The organism is Falsihalocynthiibacter sp. S25ZX9 (genome assembly GCF_041205405.1).
Classification (GTDB): domain Bacteria; phylum Pseudomonadota; class Alphaproteobacteria; order Rhodobacterales; family Rhodobacteraceae; genus Falsihalocynthiibacter; species Falsihalocynthiibacter arcticus.
Map to the genome: position 1 here is coordinate 1 of NZ_JBGFCD010000140.1, position 333 is coordinate 333.

Annotated in this window: 1 pseudogene; it reads left to right on the forward strand. The window is 53.8% G+C overall.

What is annotated here, in order from left to right:
* Positions 1-135: 135 nt before the first annotated feature.
* A pseudogene (locus tag AB9F29_RS21625) lies at positions 136-333 on the forward strand (protoheme IX farnesyltransferase); the annotation flags it as partial.

A 333-nucleotide genomic window follows, 5' to 3' on the forward strand; every position in this document is an offset into this window, starting at 1 on the left:
AGAATATGCGTGTATACCGCTGCCTCTTACGGTTGCCTCAAGCAACTAGACCAACCTATTCGAGCGATTTTGCGGTGTCCGTACAGGACGCCGCAGAGCCATTTACCTACCAAGATCTGCCCCAAGGAAACCCACATGAGCGACGCAAGCCTACAGACTCATACCTCCGCCGATACAGGCGAAGCCGGTTTTGGCGACTTTGTTGCTCTGTTGAAACCACTGGTGATGTCGCTGGTCGTTTTTACTGCCCTCGTGGGCGTGTTGGTTGCGCCCAATCCCGTGCATCCTTTTGTGGTTTTTACCTCTATTCTCTTTATCGCACTGGGCGGCGGG